The 19,786-nt window shown below is 66.0% G+C and carries 1 protein-coding gene (cut by a window edge); it reads right to left on the bottom strand.

Going from position 1 to position 19,786, the window contains the following annotated elements:
- Positions 1–19,786 carry the 5' portion of a LuxR C-terminal-related transcriptional regulator gene (locus NE2_RS03460; RefSeq protein ID WP_063023760.1) on the bottom strand. The gene continues 20,411 nt to the left of window position 1, outside the view, so only the first 19,786 of its 40,197 coding nucleotides appear in the window; its start codon is at positions 19,784–19,786; the stop codon falls past the left edge of the window.

Raw genomic sequence — 19,786 nt, 5'->3', positions numbered from 1 at the left:
GGTGCAGCTCTGCCAGGCGGTCGTGGGCCTGCTGACCGTGGAGAGTGTCTTCGATGGTGTTGCCCTCGGCGTCGAGGGCGAGGGTGTTGTCGGGGTTGCGGCGAAGTTCGTGTAGCCAGAGTTGGCCGGTGTCGTCGGCGCCGAGGGTGAGGACGTGGCCATCGATGCGGTCGCCGCTCGCGCCCGGGTACTCGACGGTGACGAGCGCGAGTGCTGTTGGGTGTCTGGGGTTTTCGATGTTGGAGGTGAGCGTTTCGAGGGGGGTGTTGCTGGTGGTCTCATCGCCGGGTGTGAGGTCGGTGTATTGCCCGTGGGCGTATTGGGCCAGTTCGCGGGGATGGATGCCGAAGTTCTCGATGATCGCGATGGTGTCCGCGTCGGGAACCTCGACGGGTGTGTTGTCGAAGTGGTCGTGGATGAAGGTGAGTTCGGCGACTGCGCAGCGGGGGTCGGTGATGGACCCGGCTCGCACGGGGGCTGTCCGGGCTGCGCGTCGTATTTCTGCATCGACTTGTGCATCCGGATCGGGCGCGTCGGCGCCGTCGGCCTCGGCGAGAAAGCGTTCGATCGTATCCAACAGCGCCCTGGCCTGTTCGGATCCGTGTGCCTCGGCCAGTCGGCGAAGTCCGTCGAAGCGGTCGCCGATATTCGGCGCGGCGGGCGCCGCGATCGGGGTGACATCGAAGAGCCGATCCAGCTGCCGAGCCAGCGCTTCGTTGCGTTCGGCGGTTACTCGGTGCAGGCGCCGTATGTCGTTCGTACCGGCAGCACGTCCGGTTTCCGTGGCGATGAACCGGTCCAGAACCAGCGAGGCCGTGATCCACTCGGTGAGGGCACGTGGATTCACCACGGCGAGTGCGTCGTCGGTGGTGGCGGCGACGTGTCGGCCGATGGCGGTGAGGGCAGCGTCGAGACTGAGTCGAACCGCGAAATCGGCTGGCGCCGAGAGCGTTTGCCTCAACGTGGTCAGTGCGTCATCCGTATCGGCTGTTGACTCCGAAGGGTGCGGTGTGGCTGCGGTGGTGGGACGGTCGTCGCCGGGATGAGCCGTCTGTTCCGGCGCGTCGGATCTGCGGCGCAGGCGCAGCAGGACTCGATGGCCCAGCGCCGCCGCTCCCATTCCGAGGAAGCCGGCCGCGGTGGCCCATGCCGTCTGCTGAGCCCCCATCGCGAGGATCATTGCTCCGCCGCCCGCCATACCGGCGGCAGCCGCCGCCCGGGAGGTCATGTCGTCGACCGAATTGATCCGGCTGAGCAGATCCTGGGGAGCTTTGGCGATTCTGTAGTGATTCAGGGGGGTCCGAGCGGCGCCGAGCATCCCCCACGATGCTGCGAGGGTCGCGCCCAGGACGGCGGGGTCGTTGGAAACAGCCTGGGCGACAGCGGCTCCCGTTACGGCTCCGACCCGGCCGATGAGCCACCCGCGGTAGTTGATCGGGGCTTTCCGTTCCACTCGCTTCAGCAACATGCGTCCGGAGATGGAGGAGCCGGCCATACTTCCCACCGATGCCGACACCACCATCGCTCCGGCCAGCCAGCCGTTGAGACCCGATTCCACGATGGTTGCGGACACGAACATCGACTGGATGCCGAGAAAGAGATTGCCGTAGCCGGACGTGGCTACATCGCCGCGCAGCACCGGGTCGGCAACCACGGCCCGAGCGGCCATGGCGTTGCCTTTGCGTATACGTTGCCACCGGGTAGCGGCGTCCGGCGGCGCAGGTGCGGTCCGGATATCTGCTGCGCGCAACTTCGACAGGGTCGCAAGATTCCAGGCATAGGTCGCGCTGTTGAGGGCAGTGGGAATGGCCCGCCCGAACTCAACCAGTGCGGGGGCGACGGAGTGACCCAGTACCCGCGGTGCCCGCGCCAGCAGCGTCGACAGTTGAGCGTGGGCCACCTTCTCTTCAGAAGTGATGATTTGGTTCATCGCACGACTGGCCGAAGCGCCGTAGATCGCCGCTGCCAAGGCTTCCAGCGCCGAGGTTGTCGCGAGTACGGGGCCCAGATGCTGTGCGCCACTGGCGATCCAGGCGGTCGCCGTTCCCGCGGCCACAAGACCGAGCGACTGGCTGAAGCCCTGCAAGCGCGCAGGATGAGCGGTGTCGGCCCAGTATCCGATGAAGGGCGATCCGATGATGCGGGGCAATTGGCTGGCGGGCCCGATAACGGGTGCCCAGCCGGGGTCGTAGGCCATCATCAATAGCGGCAAGGCCTGCGCCATGACCTCATCACCGAAATCGGTGGCGAAGGAGTTGATCGTCAGCATCCGGTAGAGCGAGTTCCCGCGCAGCAGATCTCGTCTCCGCTTGTTCTCGGGTGCGGGATTCGGCTCCGATTCACCCGGGCGGGCCGGTGCTTCGGGCCTGCGCAACCGCAGCCCGAGAAACCTGTCGGGCAGCCGCGGTCGGCGGTTGCGACCGGGCGGCCCGGTTACTTCTCGGTCGGCGTGCTCGGGGCGCACCTCCGAATCGTCCGGGGTGGTGCGGGCGACGAGCCTGCCGCCGACGTTCTCGAATTCGGCGACGTAGGCGTAGTCGACCTCCTGATATGTCGGTTCCCATGCGATCGCACCCCGGGACGTCACGGCCGGCCGGATGCGCGGGTGGTCGCCTTCGATCAGTGTGTCGCCGAGGAAGATGTCGCCACCGATCCTCGTCGCCAAGTACGCATGCGCCTTTTCACCTCGTCCGACGACAACGACGACGGTGTCGAGGGTGGGGTCTGCGGTGAGTTTGTCGATGGCCAGTCGCCTGGGGTCGACCGATCCGGTGGTGAGGTCGACATTGGTGAGACCAGCTGCGAGATTACGTTGCAGATCCGCCAATCGTCGGCGTTCGGGGTCCGCGCGGGCGTCGGCCTCGTCGGCGCCCAGCGCGTGCGTCATGCGTGAGATCCACGGAACGCAGTCGAGTACCGGCCGCGGCAGCTGCTCGGATTCCGCGGATCGATCCGCCGCAAGGGAACCCAGGTCCTCCTGGCGCAGATTCACTTCGATCGCATCGGCGGGTCCCTCGACCAGACCGTCGGTGCTCTGGGGCGCGGGGGCCGCATTGGGGTCGGGCAACTCGGTTCCGTGCACCGCGGCCAGTGCGAACTCGCTGAAAGCCGGTCCCGCCTCGTCGAATTCGAACCATGTCGTGGTGGTGCCGTCCGGGCGGCTATCCAGGCCGAACCGGTGGGCCAGGTGGTGGAGCAGCCACGTGGTCCTGCTTTCGGCATACGCGGTGACCGGGCTCGGTGTCACGGCGCCGACGTCGGACACTTCGAAGCGAAGTGTCCGAGCCCCCCGGGGGCCCGACTTAGTCGCCGAGATCTTTCCGCCGCGCCGCAGGTGCGTATAAATCGACGCCAGGTCCGAGCCGAGAATCGCGGCGGAACGCGCTTGGTCCGGGTTGGCCCAATCGGCGACGAAATGGCGGATATCCGCGCCAGCGGTGTCGATAGCGTGTTGCTTGCCGGTTCGGTCCTGATCGGCGGACGTGGTCAGTTGCAGCTGGTTCGTGGCGACCGGAGCGGTGCGGTCGGCGGGCGAGGACGGATCGTGCGGTTCCCGGTACCCGAGTTTCCGCAGCTGTGGCTGCCGACCGGGGTCGACTTGTTCCGAATAGGATTCCGGGGTGCCGAGGTGAAGCAGCACATCGGATTCCCACGAGCCGAATCCGCTGCCCGCGCGGTAAACCTCCTCCAGATCGGTGACGAAGGTCTCGTCCTCGAGGCCGAGGCGGCGCGCGACCTCGTCGACGACCTCCTGCTGACCCGGTTCGCCGCCCCATATCGCCACGGTCCTGGTGGCGAACCCGGCCTCGGTCAGTCGTTCCGTCAGTGAAATACCGTATGCGCCAGTGACATTCGACCACATCCGCTGTTGTCGCGTGAGGTGGGTCAGGCCGACCAGGATCGCCATTTTCGCGCCCGGCAGCCGCATGGCTTCGGTGACGACCCGCGCCATATGCGATTCGCGTACGTCACGCAGGGGCGACCCGCTGGGCGAGGAGGGTTTCTCCACATCGAACGGAACGATGGTGATCCCGGCGGCGGCCATGGCCTTGACGGTCTCGGCGTAGTCTTCGAAGCCCGGACCGCACAGGATCCCGGTCAGGTCGACCTGCTCTCCCGCATTCAGGGCGTCGAATGCCGGATGCGGGGGCGCTTCGATGCCGTAGTGGGTGACGCCGGCGGCGCGCAGGGCGGCCGCCTGTTGTTCGAGGAATGCCGGTCCCGCCGGGTTGGTATGGGTTTCGCCGAACAGCACGATCTGTGCGTCTTCGACCAACTGGGCGGCGTTCACCGGCTGCCGGTCGAGCATGGTGTGGGCCAGCAATCGGATGTGTGGGGGGTCCTCGGCGAACTGTTCGGCGAGCGTCGACTCTGCGGTGTCGGTGACTGTGGACCCGTGCGCATCCGTTGTGGCGGTGGCTTCTTCCACGTCGGCCGGTGCGGGTGGATCGGTGAAGACCAGCAGTCGGTCGAGATCACCGACTGCAGCCACGGCGGCTCGATGCCGTTGTTCGGCGGCTGCGGCCCGTGGTTCCAGCTCGGCCGATCTGTCGGCACTTCGAATCGCCTCCCGCACGAGCCAGGATTGCAGAGGTGACGGGTCCAGGGCGCGTGGGTCTGCGTCGTGGGGGATGCGGGCGATCAGCGATTCATATTGCTGGGCACGGTCTTTCGGTGAAGTGTGCTCCAACACGGTGATCAGCGAGTCGAGCCAGTCGGTCAGTTGCACCAGCGATTCGTACTGCCGGACCGCGCTTTCGAATTCGCTTTCGTCGGCTTCGTCCACATGCTGAGCCGCGTCACGCATGTGCTCGAACAACGCGGCGTACATCAGGTGTACCTGGGGGACGACCGCGGCGCCGAGACCGGCGAGCATCCGGACGGCATCATCGTGTCGTGCGGCGTCGCGGGCCGCGGCCTCCACCGTGGCCGCGATCGAGCTGACGGTGCCGAGGGCCGATTGCCGCTGGGCTTCGACGTCGGCCGCGGCGCGAGTGCGTGTGACCGCGGCGGCGGCATCCGACATCTCCTCGACCGCATTCGCGAATGCGATCAGTTGCCGCAACCGCTCGGTCGCGGGAGTATTCACTTGCTCGGCCGCCTGAAGTTCCGCGAAGCGAGCTCGGATACGGGCGCCCGGAACCGCGGCTGTCGGCGGGTCGTTCGCGGCCGATCGCGAAATGCCCGAACCGGCCGTCCCTTCCGGATCATGTGGTCTGCTGCCGATGCGGCCGTCGGCCCCGGGCTGATCCTTTGCGGCCGTTCCCGATTCCGCTCGGCCGGAAGGAAGATTCACCACCAGGTCCGGCGAGATCTCAGGCGGCCGCAGGGTGGTAACGAACTGATGGATCACCCATTGCGGGCTGCCGACGACGGGACCGTTGATCTCCACATCGACGAACCCGACCGCGATCGCCTCCACCGGCCTGAGCGTGCTTTTCGTTTCGTCTGTGAATGCCGCCTCCGGAAGGCGCTTCAGCCACTCTTCGTACGGTTCGACGATCAGGCCGGCGGTTCGCAGCGCCTCCCATGCGCGCCGCAGCACGGTCTCGACCTCCCGGCTGAGTCGATTGTCCGTGGCGTGGTCGATCGCGTGGCCGAATTCGTGGATGACATCGTCGCGGTAGGGCCGTCCGCTAGCCGGGTGAAATCCGATCGTGCGGTAATACACATCGTCGTCGAGCGCCTGAGCTCGATCGGCCACCCGGAACAGGTTCAGCTTCATCCACTCGGTCCGGGCGCTGCTGCGGCCCGGGTAGGAGGTCTCGGCGTTGACGCCCGGGTTCGCCAGGAAATCGATGCGAAGTTCGCGGATATTGGTCATGTGTGCAACCAGGTCCGGGGCGTACCGGTATCGGGCGAGCAGGTCGTCCAGCGTCTCGAGGATCTCCTGGACCGCGTCGACCGGAACATCCGGATGGTCGAAACCGGTGATGACGAAGTACGGATGGTGGAGATTGAACTCCTCGACCAACCGTGCCTTGGCCTGCGCCTCAGCGCTCAATCCGCCGACATGCGCGGTCTCTTCCGGCGTGTGTACCGCATGACGCTCGGCCTGGGCCAGCTCGGTCATCACCTGCAGGTGCATGTCGAACAGCATGTCCCTCTGCGCCCTCGGGACGTCCATCAACCGATCCTCGACGTAGGCCACCCGTTCCCGGATGTCGGTGATGTCGGAGCGGGGGAAGCGGTGGTCCTGCCACACCGGGCGGCCATCGGTATATCGGATGAACTTCGTGGCGAACGGGCTCGGCGCGGCGTCCTCGGAGTCGATTGCTGTCCGCCCGCCTGTTACCTTGCCGTCCGGGCCGATATTCCAATGCCATGTGCTGCGCCGGGTCCCGGTGACCGCATCCAGCAGACCGAGCAGCTCACTGGAAGCCGAATTCAGATACCGACGATCTCGCGGATCGAGCACCGCGAGTCCCTCGCTCGGCGGATCCTCGTCGATCAATCCCAGGTCGTATGCGCGGGACACGGCCTCTGTCAGAAGGGTATTCGCCTCCAGGCCGGGCATGATTTCCCGATACAGCACCCTATTGTCGTCGGGTGCGGGGTGGGTGGCGGCGACTGGTGCGCCCATGGCACCGCCGATCAGCGATACCAGCCATTGTTTCGCCGCATCGTCGGCATCGTCGTAGGTCTCCTGGCAGCTTTGGTACCCGTTACCGAAGGTGACTCGTTCGACCGTGACCCCCCGTGCTCCCGGCAGCGGTTCCCGGCGCACCACACCGGCGTCCAGGCCCTCGATGAGAAGCGCCGGGAACCCGGTCTCGCGCGGGCTGTGTGGTGCGCTCCCGATCAAGCCCTCCGGCCCGGAAGGTGGGTCCGGCGAGTCGTCGTCGAGGTCGGGGAACAGTTCGCTCAGAAGTTCCAGATCGTTGTCTTCAGAGCTGCCTCGATCGGACTCACCGCTGAGGCGCTCACCGCGGAGCTCGAACCACACGGTCTTGCCGTCGGCGTGCTCGACGACACCATGATCGGAGGCGAGCATGCTCAGCAGGGGGCCGCCCCGTCCCGACTCGGCATTACCGTCGGCGTTGCGCCAATCCGGAAGCGCGAGACTGTAGTCACGAACCCCGACACGGATGACCGGACCGCCAGGCCCTTCGGTCACCGTCGCAATAACGAACCCGCGAGTTCCGGCATGACGCGGAATATTGCCCGCCAACTCCGACACCAGCAGCTCGGCAGAGTCGACCTGATCGGCGTCGGGCCACCCCACCTCACCGGCGCCCGCCCAGTTCTCCATGATCCTGCGCACCAGCCGCCTGGTCCGCCAGCTATCCGAACCGTCCGGGGCGCTGACCCGCACCAAATAGTCACCGGCGTCGGGCGGTGCGGCCGGTGCAGCGCTCGGGATCGCACCCTGGAGCTGGATCTGAGTACACCGCGCCACCACCGCATCGATGGCCGCACGCGCAGCACCGAGATCGACAAGCATCGCTTCGAGATCGGCGGGATCCAAGCCGCGAACAGCCTCGATCACCGACGCTTCCACCCCCTCGCTCACCGCAGAGGCGACGAAGCCGGACGCCGCCCCGGCGACGTAGTCGAGGACCGCCAGCATGCCGCGCTCTAGCCGTGAGAAATCTTTCGCCGCAGGATCGGACGCCACGGCACCGGCGGATTCGATGGACGATCCCGGACCCCACAGCTTCGTCATCAGAGCAGTACGGAAACCTTCGGGCACGCTCTCGTCGGCAAGAACGGCATCACCCTCTGTCAGCGGCGTCTCGCCTTCTGCCGCAACGACGCCGTCTGCTCCGGTTGTCTCCGGGTCGTGCGGCCTGCTGCCGATCGGTCCCGCCGGATTCGAACCGCCCTCACCCGGTGCATCCGACAACGCCGGCAATTGCGGACTGCGCTCGTCGGCGACACCGGCGGCCGGAGCTTCGGTGTCGAGACGCACCTCGGCCGCTGGGAATTCCGAGCGTATGACGATCCAGTCTCCCGAGCCGACAAGGGCATTCGCTTCACGGCCGGGGTAAGTGGCGACGCTGACCCACCTGCCCTGGACTCGTTCCCAGTGTTGGACCCACGCTTGCAGTTGGGGCGCCACGCGACCGAGCAGGTACGGGCTGTACCAGTCACCTTTGGTGTATATGTCGACACCCTCGCGTCGGGCAAGGTCTTCGAAACGGTTTGCAAGAATATCGCTACAGAGCTGGAAGTCGTAGTCGCTCGGCCACTTATCCAGTCCGAGCTTGTATCGACTGTCGAAAAATGCCTTTTCCGGCTTGGGTTCATCATTGTCGTATCCAGCGTCTCGATAGCTTCGCACGGCGTTATCGACGTGTCGTCTTCGCGCTTCCGGGGTGAGATCGGACGCAAATTCGGCGGCCATCCGTTCCATCTCGTCGACGGTCTGGGGAAAAGTCTTTCCAGGAGTCGCCGAATAGAATTTCGAAGATGTTCCGAACAAGCGGACATCGGCATCCGTAATTCCGTCGATCCTCAATGCCCTACGCATGTGGTCGACGCATTCTTCCCACTGAGCGCGGCTGAAACCCAGCGGGATGCGTTGTTCGATCATGTCGCGGTATTGCACATGCGATACACCCGCGAAACGAAGTTCGCGTTCGGTGGGCCGACTACCGATGGAGCCCCCGTCGTCATGGTCTGAAGCCTGCTCGGACGATTGGCCCGCGCTGTCCTCGCCGGTACCGGACTCGCTGAGGGGGCCGAGCTCGTCGTGTCCCGGTGGCCGTGACCATGGTGTCGCTTCCAGCGCCGCCCGACCCGGCGTGCTGCCGATAGACCCCAGCGCCCGGTCCAGCCAGTCGGCAGTGCGGGCGAGTGCGTCGTGAGCGATCAACCCCTGGGCATACTCGCTACGCAAATATTCGTTCACCCGGCGCTTCGCTTCGGCTTCGGCGCTATTCGCGGACCAGCCTCGCCGACGAAGTTCAGCGGCTTTGTTTTCGGCGAACTCTTGTCCGAGGGCTTGTTCCCGCTCAGAGCACCGCTCTCGATACTCGTCGAGAACGTCCTGTTCGGCGCGCGCGGTGGTTTCGGGATCGGCGCCGATGTCGCCGATGCGGGCCAGTAGGCTGGAGGCGGGGTTCACAGATGGCCGGCGATCGGTCCAGGACTCCGCGATTCGGGAGTCGGACGCTGTCCGTGTTTCCTTCCGCGGCATGTACTTCGCATGCATGCGGATGGCATGTTTCTTGGTTTCGTTGTGGAACTCGACGGCAGTCAGATACTCGGGATGGTGTGGATCTTCGTGGAGCAGACGGGAGGCCGTCTTCCGAAGGAAGTCTGCGTGTTCGGCACGGAGGGCCGTGTTTTCGAGGGTCCAGGTGGGAGGGTATTGATATCCGTTTTCGGGATCCATGAAGTTCACGTTCCCGAGGAGTCGTTCGGCATATGCCCTTTTCACGGCCTCGGGATTGGCGTCGATAAACTCGAGAACTTCGATTATGGATTGGGGGCGTAGGCGATTGGTGTCGGGCCGGTTGGGATGCCAGCCCGGGTTTCGATCGAGACGCGCTGCGACGCTGGGGCCGAGGCCCTGGCTAATCAATTGCAGAACTTCATCTCGGATTCCCTCGCCGGTTTCCGCACCGAATCCGGCGATGACGTTGTTGATGCGTTCGATTTCCGAATTGATCGCTCTGGACAGAGTCAAACCCTTGGGGTATCGGGCCGACATGTTATCTTCGCAGGACAGGCGGCTGCTGTCGGTGAGAGCGTCGTACTCGGACAGCGTATTCAGATCGATGCCGGCAACCGCTTGGACAATAGGATCGGGGTCCAACCTGCCGACTTGTTTGCCGGTACGTTCATCGAAGGTTGTGCCGAGCACGATGCGGCCGAGACGTTCGATCCGCTGTGGCGGATATCCGACGTGGCGGGCGTGGGCTTTGACGAGTTCGGCCGAGCGGAGTTCGTCGTAGCCGCTCTCGTTGTCGCTCTTACGTCCGTTGCCATAAACGATGTCGCTGTAGACTTCGCCGACCATCGCATCGAGTCGGTCCTGGAGGTTTATCGGCACGCCGGCGACGACCAGGTTGTCGAGATGCTGCCGGAGCCTCGTTAGGCTGTGCAGAATGTCATCGCCGTTGTGGTAAGCCGCCAGCGTGCCGTGCTCGGGCTTTTCCAGGTCCCCGACGATCCGGTTGACCGCAGGCTCACCGTCCTGCGCCATATCGGGGTCGCCGCCGTACAGGGTGTACGCGGTGTGCAGGCCCGCGGCTGCCAGCCGCAGCGCGCGATGTATGTCCGCACGCTCGGCGGGAGTCGCCGTTTCGAGAAGTCCTTCTGGCAACCCCGCACGCAGGAGCTCGATCTCCCGGGCGAGCATATGTTCGGGCACAGGTGCTTGTCGCGGGTCCAGCAGCAGCGCACGAAGACGATCGCTCTCGGCGAGTTCATCCGGTGAACCGCGCTGCAACCGCGCGTACACCTGGGGCAGCGTCTCCGAATCACGCCGCAACCGTGCCCACGCCTGCGGCACATCCTCATGCGGCCTTCGACCGATAAGGTCCTGGGCGTCTCCGTCCGCCTCCCGATCGAGAGATAAACCTGGCTGGGCGCCGGGCAGCCCTCCCGTCAGGTCGATGCCTCGGCGCTCCGCCTCCACGACCGCAGCCGCTCGTCCGCTGGTGTGCAGTTTGAGTCCGATGCGAATCAGGTACGCACTGACGGTTGTGGGTGAGATGTTGTGCGTCGCCGCGATTTGTCTGTTTGTCTTACCCTGCTTGACCAGGCCAAGAATCTTGGCCTCGGTTTCGGACAACGCACCCACGCCGGCATACAGGCCGGTGTTGCCATTCGCGGGGGCTTGGGCGAGCGAGAGAATGCCGGCACGCATTGCCTTACCTACCAGGCCTGCACGATCGCGAACGCCGAGCTTGGCGCCGATCCTGTTCAGATGGCCCTTCACCTGGTCGGGGGATACCACGAGTAGGACTGCAATCTCCTTGTTGCTCAGGCCTTCTGCGACCAACCCGAGCACCTCGCGTTCCGCTTCGGACAGATCGAAGCTCGGGTGGTCATCGGTCGAGGAGAGGAGGCTGGCGTGGATGGCCCGTGCCACCATCCCGGCGCGATCGCTGATGCCGAGTTTGCCGCCGATGCGGGCAAGATGGGCCTTCACCGTCAGCGGTGACACGCCGAGTTGCGCAGCGATGGCCTTGTTCGACATACCGTCGGCAACCAATTCAAGGACCGATACTTCTCGCGAAGTCAGTGCTCGGTTCGACGGCTTCTCCAGCGGCAACGCGATATCGTTTTCCGAAAGCAGGCCCAGATCTCTTGCTGCCGAGACGATTCCGATCCGGCCGTGATCCCCCAGCTTGTCACCGATCTGCTTCAGGTAGAACTTGACTCGGCTCGCCGAGCGGTCCAGCCGACTTGCGATGTCGTCATTCGACAACCCGGCGGCAACCATCCGGATCAATTGGAGCTCGAGATCGGTCAGGCCGTGATCCGGGGCTTCAGTGGTCAATTCGATGTGTTCGTCGCCTGCCGACGCGACGTCGATCTGGAGTAGCGCCTCGATGGACTGGGCAAACGCGCCGAACGCCCCGCGCTGCGATGGCGTGCTGTCTTGTCGCGGTGAAGTGATTGCTTCGGTGATGATCCGACGCTGTGTGGGGGTCAGGCCGGTCCATGCCCGCACGGCGAGTTGCGCTACGCCGAGGATCCACGTTCCGGTGTCCTCCTCCGCAGCCACCGGCCAGCGCCGAGTCTCCGCAATTCGAAAGACGGTCCGATTGATGTATTGAGCCACGGTCCGCAGTCGGTCGAATTCAGGGCCGACCGAAGGTCTTGTGCCCGGGGCCAACATGACGAGCACGCGTCGGAACGTCTCCTCACCGTATCGTTCACGCAGTTCTCGGAACGCCGTGCCATCACCGCTCTGGGCGCGACGCAGCGTTGACGATGTCGGGTCGTTCGGCTGTCCCCGGACCGGTGCATTCGTGCCGGCGAGTACGGCGCCCGTCTCGTGCGGGAGAGGCGTGAGACGGCCTGCAGTCTTTTCGAAGTGGGCGAAGAAGGCTCGGTCCACCCGGGGGAACGACTGTCGGAAGAATTGCTGCCAGGTGTCGCGGTCGCGGATTCGGGCGATGGGTTTGCCGCCCAGGTCGGGGTCTGCGATGCGAGGGACGTTGGTGTCGTAGACGAAGAGGACGCCGTCGAGCTGGGTGACATAGAAGGCGTGAGCGATTCCGTCGCGCTCGGCGACGAAGACCGAACTGTACCGCGGGTTTTCGGGGTTGAGCAGACTGTCGATTTCGTGATCCAGGCGCTCCGCAAGAGCCCCTTCGGCATCGACGATTTCGGCGAGACCGGTGGTGAGGCCGGTGACGAGTTCGTCCCAGCTCTCCGCGTCCTGATGCGGAATGAGCGCATCGTCCAATCCGTCGGCCCACGCGGCCCGGATGGTCGCGCCGGCGCAGGCGACGACGTGATCGGGTACGGCATCGGCCGGCTCCTGGGTGGCGCGGCGCAGGAAACGGCCCGTCGTGGCGTACCGGGAGGTGGCGGGCTTGCGCGCTGTGCTGCGGCTGTGCGTTACCGCGACATCACCCGTAGGAGGTGCCGCGTGGTATTCCACCGAATGCTCAATCGTGTTCTTGCTGTCGGCGAAGGTGATGTGGCGGACCGCGACCGTACTCTCGGCGACCACGAGCTGTGTGCCGCGGCCGCCTTCCCGGTCCACAGCTTGTTCGTCGGCTGTCCACTTCGGCAGTTTCGCGGCGATGCCCGGGGCGATGTCATTGGTGACCGCGAGGTGCACTTGGCGGTCGCCCCTGGTACCCCGAATCGCCAGATCGAGGACTTCCTCCGGCGCCAGGCCTGCTGACGAGGCATTGCTGTGCAGGTGCTTCTTCGCGTTGGTGACCAGTTCGCTCACCGCTCGCATGATGCTGTCGACCAGGTCGCCGGAGATGTACGCATCGTCTTCCAGCAGCCGTTCCTCGACGGCATTGCGAATCCGGCGAACCTCCCGCTGGTACGGCGGTATCTCCTCGGGCTCGGATTCGCCGAACATCTCCATCAGACGGTCGAGATCGATTTCTTCCGAGGACCTTTCGACCGGCGGCTCGGCGGCCCGTTCCACCGGACCGGGCGTCCGTGCCAGCCGCCACTCGACCCGCACATAGCTGTTGTTCCCCGTGATATCGACGAGATCTACGTGCACCTGCTCGGCCCCGAGCTCGACTCCGAGAGATATCGGTCCCTGTCCCCATCGAATCGACGCGCCGACGGCCGCGGCGATCTCCCGCACGTAAGCCGGATCCGACCAGCCGTCCAACAACTCGACGATCTGTCGTTCCACCCGGTCGGCTTGCTCCTCGTCGCCGGCGGTAAGGCCGTCGAACCGCAACCCCGGTTCGTCGTCGAATTCCGCGACGTCGTTCTCGACGGGAGGGTGCTCGTATGGCGACGACCCCGGGACCGGTCCCCATTCGTCGGCCAGGACGAACCCGTACACATGAACCAATCCATGCTCGTCGGCGAATGATCGCGTGACGACGTACCGAGTTCCGTGCATGAGTAGGACTTCCGGTATGCCGGTGACCGATTCGGTGCCGAGCAGGGGAGTTCCGGCCGGTACCCGCAGATGGACGACATCGGAATCCCGCAAGCGGGCCGATGGTGTGCTGCCCATTTCGCCGCACAGATAGCCCTGGGCGTCGCACAGTTGGCCGCGCATGCCTGCAGGATCATGGTTGTCGGCCGGGTCCAGTACGGTCTCGGCGACTACCCAGGAGTCGACGGTTGTACGGTTGCTCAGGATGGCGGTATCGAGGTGTCGGACATGCGGCCGGGACGGATCGTCGACCGTCTTCTCCTCGTAGGGTGTCGCCACGTACCGGCTGACCGCCGAATATCCGAACAACGAGGCGCCGTTGGCGTCCTGCTTTGCCCACTGAATAGACTCGGCATGTTCGGCCGCGATGGTCCCGATGTGCGTCCGGGCGTACTCTGCACCCGCTGCGGGGTTGTCGAAATCCACTGTGCCCTCGGACAGTTCGGCCTTGGCTACGGCATGTTTGTCCGCATCGGAGAGCGCGTTGAATTCCTCGGCCGTCCCCTGCCAGGGACGGTAGAACGGCATCGCCTCTGCAGAGCCGGCGTCGTAGGTCCGGACGCCCGCGACCAGGAGGCTTTCGTCGGCGGATACGACCAGCGTGTCGAGCTCCTGGTACTGCTCGATCAGCTCGACGAGGCGCTGGTTGTCCGCCATCGGCCCCACACCTGCACGCAGCTCGTCGCGCAGCCTCAGATAGAGCAGTTCGACTGGCCTTCTGCCGAACGGCTCGACGGCCGCACCCCCGAGCCGGCGCAGCTGTCCTCGCAGCTCGTCACGGCGCGAACGTAGGCGGTTCAGCTGGTCACGGTCCTGGATCAGCTGGAGCGTTGACGGAAGGGGACGATCGGATGCGTTCGTGTGATCGTCGGCAGAGCCCTCGTGGGGTCTGCTGCCGACCGGCGAGAGTTCGTCCCGGTCTGTGTCCGCGGCGGCGAACGGTCGATCCGGTGCCGGCGTGCTCAGGCCGGGTTGCCCGGCGGGCACCGAATTGATCTCGTCCACCATGGCGGAGGGGACGGCGACGCGCTGCGACGGCGGCAGGCTCTCGGCCGTGGGGGCGCCTCGGCGAGGATCCGCGGTGAGGTTGCCGTCGCGGTCGAACTCGATGGTCTCGAACAGTCGCCGCTCCACCGGCAGCCGATCGATGAACTTCTGTTGCCGGCGGCGCCACTCATCGAATCCGACAGCCTTGTTCAGCAATGCGCGGCGGTTTCGGAGGTCCTTGGGGCCGTAGTCGTTCTCGGTGTTACCGTCCCGCGACGCGGCCAGGTCGACGACGACCAGGTTCGGGTCGTCGACCGAGGTGCTGTCGTTGACCAGCAGCACCATATGGTCGTCAGCGTCGACGCTGGTGCCGGCGGCTCGGGTGTCCTTCCACTTGTAGACCAGAACGGTAATTCCACCGGGCCGGGACTTCAACGATTCGGCTACCTGGTCCAGGGATCCGGCTTGCTCGAGCCCGGCGCCGAATATCTTGCGCACGGTGTCGCGGCCGTGGCCGCCCAACCTGGCGGCGGGCATCTGGAAGCGACCCGCGTTGTCGGGGCACAACACTCGCATACCGGTCACAGCATTGTTGACACAACTGTTGGGTGTGAGTCGATTGATCTGCACGACCGAGTCGAGCAGGGCCGCAATGGCCAAATACCGAGACGCGGCGGCAATGATGTCATCGGCCGCCCCGTCAGCGACATCCCGCGTATCCGCGTTCTGGACGTCTTCATCTCGGACGTTCGCCGCTTGGACGGCCAGATTCTGGGACTCCGCGTTCTGGGTGTCCGGATTGTGGGCGTCCCGGCTCACCGGTCCGGAAACTACCGCAGCCGAATTGATACCGTCTCCGGCGGCGAACTGCCCGGCGCTCGTGGCGGTCGAGTGATCGCCGACCGCTTCGCCCAGGATGTCGCGCGCGATGGCGGGGGTAACGGTGGCGGCGGGATATCCCAGCGCTGCCGCGAGGGTGTCCCTGGCCTCGGTCAGCGCGGGATCGAGAGTGCGCATACCTTCGGCGCCGTCGATAGCCGCGATCGGCATCCCGAGTTCGGCGGCGAGCCGGTTCCGCAACGGCGTCAGGTGATTCAACGCCTGTTCATCGGTGAACAGCGCGCGTTGCAGCGCCGTCGCGGGCGCGGTGGCCTCGACATGTTGACGCAGTGCCTCCGCCGCGGCGGGCGCGATGCCGGCCTGGTCCAGCAGCTCGCGAAGCGGGTCGATGGCGCCGTTGCGTTCGAGCGCGGCTATCTGGTTCGCGAGGGCCGGAGCCGGGATCCCCAGCAACCCGGCCAGGCGCGCCGTGCGGTCCGCCGGCTCATCCGGGCGGGTGAAGTCGGTGTCACTGCGGTACTGCCCGGTCTCGGCTTCGGCGAGGGTGAGGGTGGGCATGTAGGTCGAGAAGGCGTGGTGGCGGATGAAAGCCGCGGTGGACTGCCGCAGCGCACGCTGTTGCAATTCGGGTGCCAGCTCCCGGACTGCGTGGCTCGCCGCGACGACCGCATCGTGGGTCTGGGGGGTGGGATCGGCGGCATGGGAGGCCACAGCCTGTTCGTAGTGAACCACCGCCGCACGTACACCGCGCAGATGCATGGCATTGCGAATCAGAGCGTCTTGGGGCGACATCACCACTTGCGCGCTACCGCGCTGACCGTTCCGTGCGGTGCGGTTCTTGGCCTGCTCGTGGATGTACGACTGCTCCGGGGCCTCGGTCATCCACACGTGCATGCCGCCCTTGGCCCGCACCGCATCAGATACCGAGATATCGACGCCGCGCTGGCCCTGCCGGTTGATCACCAGGATCTTGCCCTGCTCACCGGCATTATCGAAAACCTTCTGCAACTGGGCTTCCCAGTCCGCGCCCCACCCGATGATCCGCTTGGCGTCGACCGCTTCGATAGCATCTCGCGGCACCCCGGCGCGCACCAGTGCGTCCACCTGCCGGGCGACGAGATCGTTGCGGTGACACAAGATTTGCTGAAACCGGCCTTCACCGTCGGCCCGCATCTCGTTCGCGTAGTCGGCGATCGTACGCAGTTTGGCGTGGGTGCTCTCGACCACGTCGGGGGCGCCCTCCACCAGCCGGTGCGACTGCGACCGCCCGACCTCGTGCGCCGGCTCCAGACCGTAGATCTTCTGCAGCACCGGGTTGAGGTCGGCGAGAGTGCCGGACGCACCGGTTACCTCATCGAAGAACGTGCCTCCGGCACGGTAGATTTCGACCGAATCGATGCGTTTGGCGGAATCCGCATCCGCGCGCACGACGATCCGATGCTCCTCGGCATTCACCCCGCGGGCCTCGGCCGCGCGGATCTCCTTCGCTTCGATGGCCTGTGCGAGACTCGCCTTACCGGGCTCCGCGCTCCACCGTGATTCGCTCGAAGTTTTCGGATTGCGTTGCAGGCCATGCTCGGCCTGGTCGATGATGACGATCTTGCCCGTGTCCATTTCGTAGTGGACACCCGCACGGACGAGGAATTCGGCATGGGCCGCGGTCTCCAGCCGGGAAGCTCCCATTCCGTTCAGCCAGTTCCCACCGCCGGGCAGCGCCTCGACCTTTGCCCGCCCCTCGGGCGTGAGCTCGGGCTGACCGTCGTACCAGAACATGACCTCCGGTGTGCCGTCGGGTTGTACCCCGACTTCCTCGGCGAGTCGCGTGAGGCCGAAATCCTCATGTGACAGCGTCCCGTTCCCCAGCGCATCGGCGAGGAAATCGTGTGCGTCGAACACCTGCCGGGCCGTTGTCTCCGGCGCGGCCTGCTCGGCACCTTCCGACCGGAGGAACTGCCGCTCACCGCGGTCGATGATCCCGTCGATTTCGTCGATCAGCACATGTCGTGGTGGTGCGTGCCCAGCGTTGCACAAATGTCCGACCGTCTCGCCGGTGGCAACCACGATCGCCGGCCGGCCCTTCGTGATCGGTCCGAAGCCACCCTGCTGATCGGCTCGGAACACGTCGATCCCGAAGTCGGTCAACAACTTCTGGTACTTGACGACTTCTCGATTGGCCAGCCCATCGGTGGTGGTCACAAGGAGAACCGACTCGTTGCGCACCGCACGTTGCATTGCGGCCGCCATGAATACCAGCGATTTGCCCTCGCCCGGTTTCATCTCCACCGGACGCGCGGCCAGCGCGTACACCGCTTCCGCCTGCTCGGCCCGCAGCACCATCCCCCCCGGCACCGCGTCACTGACCGTGCCGCGCCGGATGATCTCCATTGTGGCCAGCATCGAATGGTGCGGATCGCCGTCGAACAGTCCGGCCATCACCACCTCGTCCGGAAGGTTGTGCAGGCGTTGACCTTCCGGAACATGCTCGGCGGAGGCCTGGTGGAAGTCGATCAGCAGATCGACCGCCCGGTCGCGGTCGCTGCGTGGCAGACCGGCAGCGTCGGCGAGACTGTCGTGGTCGGTGGCCGGAACACTCTGCTCGTCATGCACCGATGACGAATGTCCGCTTGTGGCAGGCATTTCCGTGCCGTCCGCCTCGGTCCGTCCCGAGCTCTGGGGACTTTCCGGGCCGGACTGCTCGGCGGTCGCATCCCGTTGCGGGGCCGCATGCGCTTCGCTACCCGACGATCCGTGTTCGGCATGAGCGCCCGGCGATCCCGCTTCGCCCTCGGCCACGGGGTGAGGCCGTGCCGATGTCTCGTTGCCGGCACCGTCCGCGACCGCGGTGTGTTCTCCGGACGGGCCCGGACCGGCTTTCGCGTGTGCGCGGTTCTCGGTTGGGGTGCCGGCCTTTTCGTGAACTTCGCCGACTGGGCGTGGCGTGGCGCTCGCCCGGAGCTTCGGTGGCGGCGAGGTTTCGCCCACCGCCTCGACCGATCGGGGCGAGGTCGCCTTCCCGGCGGCGACCGGTTTATCGACCGGTGGCCGCTCGCCCGGAGCGGCCGTCTCGGAATGCGCGCCCGACCGTGCCGCGGCAGCGTCGGAGGCAGCAGGACGGGCAGTGATCTGCGGCCCGGGCGGGCGCCCGGCGGCGCTGTCGGCCGAGACCGATGCGCCCGGTACCTCGGGTGACCGGGCCTCCGCTGTCCCGGTTTTCGGGTTCGCGGTGACCTCGGCAGGCGCCGCGCCGCGCTCACCTCCGGATTTCGCGGCATCCGGCCCGGTCCCCCAGGCTTGCTTCGCGGCATCCCACGCACGTTTCGATTCCGGCGCCACCTCGACCGGTGGCCGAGCCGCCGGCGTGCTTTTTTCATGCCCCGCCGAGATGGGATCGGGCGGCATGAACGTCCCGGCGCCGTCGACCGCTGCGGGATGGGCTCCGCCTCGGGCGTGCACGCCCCCGGCGAAAGCGCCGTTGAGCAGCGGCGCCAGCACCTGGTCATAATGTTGCGGCCAACCGGCCACGAGTGACGCCGCACCCAAACCCGATATCGCACCGGCGGTGCCGTGCACCAGGCCCATGGCCAAGCGACTGCTCCCGATCCGGGGGAACACCATCGGCGCGAACCTGCCGGCGAGCATGCCGCCCGCCGCTCCACCCGCGCCGGCCAAGGCGGCGACTTCGATCGACTTCAGATCGATACCGGTCGGATTCGAACCGTCCGACCCGATGATGTCGGCGGTGCGATCACCGGTGGCAACCTGCAGCGCCTGCACACCCGCGTCGACAGCCACGGGCAGCGCGGCTGCCTTGCCCATCATGGTGACGAGCTGCAAGGGCCCCATACTGCTCAACCGGGCAGCCGTCTCCGCGCCGCCCGCCGCAATTGCCCGCTCCAGACCCGTGCGCATCGCGGCGACCTCGGTGCGTCCCTCGATCAACGCGGACTCCACGGCCGGCGCCGCCGCGACCTGTCCGGCCGGGCCCGCTGCGGCAGCGCCGGCCATCAATCCGTAGATCCGCCATGCCAAGTGGATTCCGAACGCGAACATCACGCACAGCCACTTCTCCGCATCGTTGGCTGCCTGCTGCGCCTGATCGGCCAGGGTGTTCACGTCATCGCCGAGCCGGGCCGCGCCCTTCCGGTACGACCGCAGTGCCTCGCGCAGCTTGTCGGCCAGCTCTCCGACCGAATCCTCCTGTGCCAAAAGGCTTTTGATATCAGACGAATGGTCTTCCAGCTCGCGGCCGCAGGCGCGCAACTCCGCGACCATCCGGCGCATCTCGGAAATGTCGGCGCGCGGGAGCTCTCCGCCGAACACCACCATTTCGATGGGAGTCCGCAGGAAGCCGGGCAGACTTTCGAAAGCGTTCCGCAGCTCCACGACCGGGCTGAACAGCGAACCGTCCAT

Origin of the sequence: Nocardia elegans NBRC 108235, assembly GCF_001612845.1 — a bacterium.
In the GTDB taxonomy this organism is placed as follows: Bacteria; Actinomycetota; Actinomycetes; order Mycobacteriales; family Mycobacteriaceae; genus Nocardia; species Nocardia nova.
This window is presented reverse-complemented; position numbering and strand designations above follow the sequence as displayed.